Consider the following 990-nt stretch of genomic DNA (forward strand, 5'->3'; position numbering starts at 1 on the left):
CAGATAAGTAATACTTTACTCTAAACATATCCTCTATCTTGCTAACGAAATCATGCCCACCAGAAGTCTCGTACTCCTTATCACTAAATTCCTTTTCTTTACATGTAAATTTTTTATTTTCATGCTCTATAAGCTTAGAAATATAAAAGCCAAGAGATGAAGGCTTGATACCAGGGTGGCAAGATGAAGATAAATGGCCCAAAGATAAAGGATCTAGACTAAAGGGTACACGCATAGTAAGATAATTATTAGTAACGTGACAATAGTATACTAAAAAGTCCACAAATACTTCTAACACATTTATTGAGTACCCGTCTTGGCTAAGATCAAGATCTAGTAGCTGAGGCTTATGACCCTTCTGAGCCCTATACCAAAACAACTTTTCACGATTGCGGTCAAACAGGCGCTGCATTAAAACTTTGGAACAACCTATATTAGCCATTCTAACTGTATAGGCTACAGGTCTACTTTTCATACTACCAAGTATCATATTAACTTCGGTATTCTTGTTATTTTTTATAGAATACATTACAAACTCTTCTAGACTATCAATTTTTTTAGGAGGACTAACTGTTTTGGGAGTACTAACTTTTTTGGGAGCACTAACTATATTTTCCTTCTTATCGATAATCTTCTGGCACTCGGCAAGAAATTTATCCATAACTTCCTTATCTATATCTTCCTTACTACCTATCTGCTTGCCGTTCATATGCTGGCGTGATCTATCCATCTCTAACCCACTACAAGAGGCAATAAAAGGCAAAACAACTAAATATTTTTTCATGATTATTATTGATATAAATGTTAACGGATTTCTAATTCAGAAAAATTAGATTCCCAAATTTCTAAAATTTTTTATAAAAAAGCAACTAAATGGCATAAAGTTTCTTACCCCCCTATAACACGAAAAAAAAGGGGAAACATCCCCTGTAAAATAGTTGCAACTAGCAAGCACGTATTAGAGCTGATCAGAAAAACAGTTTTGTGTGA

The 990-nt window shown here is 34.0% G+C and carries 1 protein-coding gene; it reads right to left on the minus strand.

The window, feature by feature from the left end; translation table 11 throughout:
- Window positions 1–784: hypothetical protein (locus MUW74_RS04060; protein ID WP_243553091.1), on the minus strand; the 784-nt coding region annotated here is incomplete at its 3' end.
- Window positions 785–990: the final 206 nt, after the last annotated feature.

This window comes from Candidatus Cardinium sp. cBcalN2 (assembly GCF_022810445.1).
In the GTDB taxonomy this organism is placed as follows: Bacteria; Bacteroidota; Bacteroidia; order Cytophagales; family Amoebophilaceae; genus Cardinium.